The sequence below is a fragment of the Candidatus Woesearchaeota archaeon genome, from assembly GCA_003695435.1.
GTDB lineage: Archaea > Nanobdellota > Nanobdellia > Woesearchaeales > UBA11576 > J101.
Genome location: RFJL01000014.1, coordinates 1 through 7583, shown reverse-complemented (window position 1 = coordinate 7583; position 7583 = coordinate 1). Strand labels below are relative to the sequence as shown.

The 7583-nt window shown below is 42.1% G+C and carries 7 protein-coding genes; all 7 read left to right on the top strand.

What is annotated here, in order from left to right:
- Positions 1-115: 115 nt before the first annotated feature.
- Positions 116-805, top strand: a complete 690-nt coding sequence (locus D6774_01045; GenBank protein RME78489.1) for a hypothetical protein — start codon at positions 116-118, stop codon at positions 803-805.
- Positions 806-1015: 210 nt separating this feature from the next.
- Positions 1016-2485, top strand: coding sequence for an aldehyde dehydrogenase family protein (locus tag D6774_01040; protein ID RME78488.1), 1470 nt, complete (start codon positions 1016-1018; stop codon positions 2483-2485).
- Positions 2486-2621: 136 nt separating this feature from the next.
- On the top strand, positions 2622-3917 hold the full coding sequence (locus D6774_01035; GenBank protein RME78487.1) for an aminotransferase class III-fold pyridoxal phosphate-dependent enzyme: 1296 nt from the start codon (positions 2622-2624) through the stop codon (positions 3915-3917).
- Positions 3918-4940, top strand: coding sequence for a M42 family peptidase (locus D6774_01030; GenBank protein ID RME78486.1), 1023 nt, complete (start codon positions 3918-3920; stop codon positions 4938-4940).
- Positions 4937-6064, top strand: coding sequence for a threonine synthase (thrC, locus tag D6774_01025; GenBank protein RME78485.1), 1128 nt, complete (start codon positions 4937-4939; stop codon positions 6062-6064). Before D6774_01030 ends, thrC begins: the two co-directional genes overlap by 4 nt.
- Positions 6061-7215, top strand: a complete 1155-nt coding sequence (locus D6774_01020; GenBank protein RME78484.1) for an FAD-binding oxidoreductase — start codon at positions 6061-6063, stop codon at positions 7213-7215. The genes thrC and D6774_01020 overlap by 4 nt, the downstream gene beginning before the upstream one ends.
- Positions 7216-7284: 69 nt before the next feature.
- On the top strand, positions 7285-7583 hold a 299-nt coding region (locus tag D6774_01015), incomplete at its 3' end, for a hypothetical protein (protein ID RME78483.1).

Genomic DNA, 7583 nt, shown 5'->3' with positions numbered 1-7583 from the left:
CCTCACGATCGTGATGATATGACTGCTCATCTGGCAGTGCGATGCGTATTGGAATTGTTGAAATGATGCGTATCAATAACATTATAAACTTCCTTCGCGAATAAGAACATATTCCATGGTCAACGAAACATTTGTGAATGTAACGGCAAGCGTAGCCCCGTCAGCAGATATAGGAACAGCAACACATCTCTTCATCACCGTTATCATACCGGAGATTGCAAAGAGGTTCTTCGCTTTTCTCTCAACACCGTTTATCTATCCGGAGACGTGGTGGTTACTCACACACCTTCTCCTCACCTTTATTCTTTTTGAATTCTACTTTGATCGTCATGAAGATGAGGACCTTGGGTGGGGAGCAGCACTTGCAAATAGTATTGTTATGGTGTTTGTGAGTATGGAGCTTCTAAGAGCGGTGTATCATCACGAGGGAACGCCGTTTTCAGTGTTATGGAATGTTGTACAAGACGCACTTACCTTCTCAGCACATCCTGATAAGGTGGTGATTCTTGCACTTATTCTCCTCTTGGGTATTCTGGGAATTGTCACGGCGGTGATCAACTATTTTCATTTTCTTCCAAGAAAAGTCGCCTTCATCATTTCAGGACATAAAACCGTAAACCTTCTTGCATACTTTCTTATTGTTATTGTGTGGAGATACACTCATGGCAAGCCTCTACCTCTTGATGGCATAACGCTCGTAGCGCTATTTCTTTTTGGAATGATGATGTGGGGTATATTGTTGCTTGTTAATTTTAAAAGAGCAAAGAGAAAAGCGAGACAAACAGATATTACCCTCTTCAAGTGAGACTGTCATTTTCTGGGTGTGAGGGGTGGTGCGCAAGACAAGTATGGTCAAAGAAGTAAGCAGAACGTAAGCAGAATGTAAGCAGAATGTACGCAGAATGTAAGTAGAGTCAGCAACGCTTGAATGGTATGACTGTATAAGTGGTGTAACAAATGTTCTTTGAACCCCCAGACGTAGTATTTATAAAGAATTTCTCCCACTATGTACTACATGATCACCTACAAGAATTACGTTAATGGTGAATGGGTTACATCCAAATCAGGAAAAACCTTTCAAAGTCACAACCCCGCAACAGGAGAGGTTCTCGGCGAATTTCAACAATCAACAAAAGAAGATATAGAAACAGCAGTACGCGCTGCAAAACAAGCTCAAACAACATGGGCAAGAACACCCGCTCCGCAACGAGCAAAAATTCTCTACAAAGCAGCAAACTTACTCATAGAGAACAAACAACGCTTAGGAGAGCTTGTCACCACAGAAATGGGCAAAGTCATCTCAGAAGGACTCGGCGACGTACAAGAGGCAATTGATATCGGACTCTACATGGCAGGAGAAGGACGCAGACTCTTTGGACACACAACACCCAGTGAACTTCCTAACAAGTTTGCGATGACGGTAAGAAGACCCATAGGTGTCGTCGGTCTTATTACTCCGTGGAATTTCCCCATTGCTATTCCTTGCTGGAAAATATTTCCCGCGCTCATCTGTGGCAACGCAGTAGTATTCAAACCATCAAGCGATACGCCACTATGCGCAGTAGAAGTTGTCAAAATCTTTGAGAAGGCAGGACTGCCCAAAGGAGTTCTTAACCTCGTAACAGGTTCAGGAGAAGAAGTAGGCGCACCACTCATAGAACACCCCGACGTGAGAGGAATCTCCTTTACAGGTTCAAAAGCAGTAGGTGAGTTCGTGCTCAAACATGCAGGAATCAAAAAAGTAGGACTTGAGCTTGGAGGAAAAAACGCAATTATCGTGCACAAAGATGCACATCTTGATCTCGCACTTGAAGGAATACTCTTTGGAGCATATGGAACAACAGGTCAGCGATGCACGGCATGCTCAAGAGTCATTGTGCACAAAGACGTAAAAGAAAAACTCGAAAAACTCATTGTTGAGCGTCTCAAAAAATACAAAATCGGTTTTGGCATTTCAGAAGATATTGACATGGGCCCACTCATCAACCACCAAGCATTGATCAAAACTGCAAAATATGTACAAATTGGTCTTGAAGAAGGTGCACGAATGCTCATAGGTGGAAACCCTCTAGAAAAAGAAGGAGGACACTTCTTTGAGCCCACACTGTTTACCGATGTAAAACCTGATATGCGCATCGCACAAGAAGAAATCTTTGGACCCGTACTTGCAATCATACCTTATGAGGACATTGAAGAAGCATTTGAAATTGCAAACAACATTGAATACGGTCTCTCCTCAGCAATCTACACGCAAGATGTTAATTTAGCATTTCTTGCAATGGAGCGTATCGAAGCGGGCTTGACCTACATTAACTCTTCAACAATAGGCTCTGAGTGTCACTTGCCCTTCGGAGGAATAAAAGGAACTGGAAATGGAACAAGAGAAGCAGGCATTGAAGGCATTCACGAATTTAGTGAGACCAAAACGATTTACGTTGACTACTCAGGAAAATTACAGAAGGCACAAATTGATGTAGGTGATTAAGTAATGGTAACGTGTTTTGGTGGTTTTCCTAAAAAATAAACAGCCTTTCCCTTCCAACCACCTCTGTTAAAAGGACAACACCCCTCTCTTTACCAACGGTGAAAAGAAGTGTTGCAAAAAATCAGTAACGCATACTATGATCAGGATCAAAACAACTATTCCCGGACCAAAAAGCAAGAAACTACTCGAAAAATTCAAACGTCTTAACGGGGGGTGGAGTGTTCCACATCCCACAATTCTTACAATGAGGGGGGAGCGTTGCTATGTTGAAGACGTGGACGGCAACAGGTTTCTAGATTTTGGATCACAAATAGCAACAAATCCCTTAGGGTATAATCACGAAGCACTTCTGGAAAATTCACAACGCTACGCTAACAGATCCCCTATCAAAATTGCAGGCCAAGACTTCCCAACACAAGAACACATAGACCTTCTTGAAGAACTTCTTACCATAGCACCCAAAGGTTTAAACGGCGCATTCCTTATCAATTCAGGAGCAGAAGCGACTGAAAACGCAGTAAAAATCGCGCTACGTCAAAGACCGCAGGCAAAAATAGGAATTTCCTGTGAAGGTGCATTTCACGGGCGAACACTAGGTGCATTATCCAACACAAACTCAAAACAAGTTCACAAAAAACACTTCTTCTCCTTACCCGTAAGAAGAATTCCCTACGATGAATCAGCAGTGGATCACCTCAACCAGCTCACTAAAAGAGAACTCTCCCCCCAAGAAATTGGATACGTTATTATTGAACCGATTCAAGGAGAAGGAGGCTACAACATTCCAAGCAAAAAAACAATTCAAAGCATTAGAACCTGGTGTGAGCGCAACAATGTTCCCTTCATTTCAGATGAAGTACAAATGGGGATGGGACGAACAGGCACGTGGTGGGCAATTGAACAGTTCAACGTTACTCCTGACATCATCACCGCTGCAAAAGCACTGCAAGTAGGAGCAGTTATTGCAAAAAGATCTTCGTTTCCTGAGCCTGGAAGCATTTCCTCAACATGGGGTGGAGGACACTTACTAGATTTAGCAAATGCTCTTACCACCATTAAAACAATTAAAAAAGATAACTTGCTAGAATCTAACAAAAAACACGGCAAAAGCCTTTTGTTACTCCTTCAAGAACTTGCATCAAAACATCCTTCTATGAGCAACATAAGGGGGTTGGGTTTGCTTGCAGCATTTGATCTTCCCACGAGAAAAGATCGTGACAATCTCATTCTTGAATTACTCAAACGTGGCGTGATCGTACTAGGCGCGGGAGAAAAAAGTGTAAGAATCATCCCTCCCTTTGTTGTGAACAATCATGATCTTGTCGCATTTATTGATGCGCTTGACAAAGCATTACACACAGTAATAAAAAAATCATTCAAACACAGAGGACACATCTGCAAATACATTGATTGTTCTCGGAGCGTAAGCTAAATGACAAAACTCTTGGAAGAACTCTGTAATGCCTTCGGACCATCAGGAGATGAAGCAGAAGTACGCACACTACTCAAAAAAGAAATGAAAAAACACCTCAAAGATGTCAGAGTTGACAAATTTGGCAATCTTATTTGCCGTAAGGAAGGTAAGGGTCCTCGTATCATGCTTGCAGCACACATGGACGAAATAGGCCTTATGATTAAAGATATCAAAGAAGATGGTAGCATACGTTTTTCCACCATTGGAGGAATAGAACCCATCACCTTAGTGGGACAAGAGGTAATCATCAAAACAAAAAAAGGAAAAAAAATCAACGGAGTAATCTCCTTTGAAGAATTACAAAATGACTACGCCATAGAAGAATTGCCCAGTGTTGATGAGCTCTACATCGACATAGGCCTAGACAAAAAAGCAGTGAAAAAATTAGGGATTGAAGTCGGAGATTATGCCTTACCTAAAACAAAATTCAAAACACTTGGATCAAAAGATATTATTTCAGGAAAAGCTCTTGATGATCGTATCGGCTGTTACATACTCGTCGAAATTGCTAAACGTTTAAAAAAATCCTCCGCAGATATTTTCTTTGTCTTCACCGTTCAAGAAGAAATAGGACTCTACGGAGCACACACGTCTGTTCACGCAGTTGATCCCGATTACGGCATTGCTGTTGAAACTACCAACGCAGAAGATGCGGGTGAAGAAGATGTTGTTCAGATAGGAAAAGGACCTGTTCTTATTCTCAAAGACTCAGAAATTATTACCAATGAGTGCCTTGATGATGATTTAAGACTGGTTGCAAGAAAACTGAAAAAACCTCTTCAACTCAAAGTTGAAGAACTTGGCACAACTGATGCCACAAAAATCATGCTCTCAAAAGGAGGAGTGCCTTCAACAACGCTAAGCGTTGCTGTGCGAAACATCCACTCAACAATATCAGTCTCATCACTAAAAGACGTACAGGACGTTCTTGCCATCCTTCTTGAATTTCTTAAAAAACCTCCTCGCACCTGTATCAAATGACGCATGTCAAACACTTGCGCTGCGTACTGTGCAAAACAACGTATCCTGCAAATAAACCTGTGTTTGAATGTAGTTGTGGGGGACCACTTGATGTTATCTATGACTATGAAGAAATCAAATCATTTGTAAACACTCCCGATTTCAAACGACAAGAAGTCACACATTGGAAGTACTGGCCTTTTTTTCCCGTTGAACACCTTGATAAGAAAATCTCCATGGGGGAAGGAGGAACAGCTCTTCTGCGCTCAACTCAATTCAAGAATACGTATTTCAAAATTGAAGGAATGAATCCTACAGGGTCATTTAAAGATAGGGGATCAACTATTGAGCTTACAAAAGCTCGCAAATTCAAAGCAAAAGAAGTGGTTTGCGCATCAACCGGAAATATGGGAGCATCCATTGCAGCTTATGCTGCTCGCGCAGGAATTCGGTGTACTGCATTCATACCTACCTTTGCTCCCAAGCAGAAAGTAGCACAAATAAAGGCAGTGGGAACAAAAGTTATTCCTGTTCGAGGAACCTATGAACTCGCGGTAAGAAAAACTCTTGAACTCAGAGAACGTAAGGGAGTCTATCTTACAGGTGATTATGCCTACCGCGGAGAAGGGCAAAAGAGCGTGGCTTTTGAAATCATTGATCAACTTGATTGGAACGTTCCTGATAACATTGTTGTACCCGTGGGAAATGCAACACTTCTCTCAGCAACATTCAAAGCAGTAAGTGAGCTTAAAAAAGTAGGTCTTATTGACGAGTTACCGCACATTGTGGGTGTGCAATCGTCAGGATGCGCTCCCCTTTACAAAGCGTGGAAATCAGCAGCATTCAAGAAGTATCAGGGAACACAAGACATTATCAAAACAATAAAGAAACCAAAAACAATAGCAAGCGCAATTGCTTGCGGACACCCTGTTGATGGTGTAAAAGCACTAAATTATCTTAAACAATTCGGAGAACTCACAACAGTAACGGACAGAGAAATTCTCTCAGCACGAAAAGAACTGGGCATTGAAGGAATCTATGTCGAACCATCAGGAGCAGTAAGTCTTGCGGGAATGAAAAAACTCAAATTGAGGGGAACAACCGTTTGTGTTCTCTCAGGACACGGACTTAAGGTGCTCTTATGACGCTTTCCTATTGGCTTGACAGACAATACACTCCACGCGAGCCACTCTTAGACGTAGTTACAACACAGTACTGTATCGTCGGAGGGGGAATAACAGGAGTTTCTTTGGCATATTACTTAGCAAAACTAGGAAAACACGTAATTTTACTTGAAGCAGACGAGATTGCATCAAAAGCATCAGGCAGAAATGGAGGATTGCTTGTTCCAGGTCTTGAAAAGCGCTATGACTTATGTGTTCAAGATTACGGCAGACCTGTTGCGCACAAGATTTGGCAGCTCACTTCTCAAGCAATTGAGATAATGAAAACATTGTGTGAGGAAGAACATATTGATGCACAATTCTTACAGGAAGGTGTTATTAAGTATGCGATGAACCAGGAGGAACTTAACGACCTTATCACACGTCACGCACCTTACTCTCAACTCTTAACCAAAGAAGAAGCTCAAAAGAAAAGCCTGCGCAAATGCGTTGGAGCACTAGAGTATCCAAAAGGAGCATCGTATGATCCCGCAACGTTCGTGCGCGGACTTGCACGGCTTGCAGAAGAAGAAGGCGCAACACTTTATGAGAACGCACTCGTCGTTGATTGGATACATCAAACAGATCATTATAGCATAGAGACTTCAGGAGGCGTTGTACACGCACAGAAAATAATTCTTTGCACAAATGCATACACAAAAGAGTTGATAGATCTACCTATTCGCCCCGTGCGCAATCAAGCACTTGCAACCAGTTCCTTCAAAAGAACCCTTACAGGAGGCCATTACTCTGCTGATGGGTGGATGTATTTCAAACAAACTCCCTCTGGCGAGGTCATTCTTGGAGGGGGAAGAGATAAAGATAAAAAAACAGAGGAGACGGATGTTGATGATCTCAATCCAACCATACAGGGCTACTTAACAAATTACTTAGGAAACTTACCTCTTAGCGGAGCCTTTGCAATAACGCACAGATGGGCTGGCATTATGGGTTTCACCCCGGATAAGCTACCCATTATTGGCGAAGTGAAAAAAGACATACATGTACTTGCAGGGTTTAGCGGTCTTGGTAACGCACTTGGTTTTCTTTGCGCAAAAGAGTACGCACAAAAACTTATCAATGGGTTTTGCGAATTACCTCTTGAACCATTTAGTCCAAAACGCTTCTCGTAATTCTTGATTTTCTTCTTTTTTCTCACAAAGTTTTAAGAATGTATAACTGTATTTTTCCCTTCAATAAGAATGCCTTTTGACGCTTACAGAAAATACATTGCACAGTGGTATACGCGCGATATTGTCAACACAGATGATGAGTCTAATTTCTTCTGTGAGACTTCGCACTTTGAGGAAACTCCCTTTCTTAGAGCAGCACAAGTAGCCTTTGAACACATAGAACTTACAAAAAGATATGTGACCTTGCAGTATGAACGTAATCGTAAGCAAGAGTCAGAACGTGTACTTTACGTTGTTCCTACCTGTGAAGATCACCGATTTGCGAAGGTAGCACAAAGAGAAGTAGCGCCTCGCCCCGCTCAAGAAGT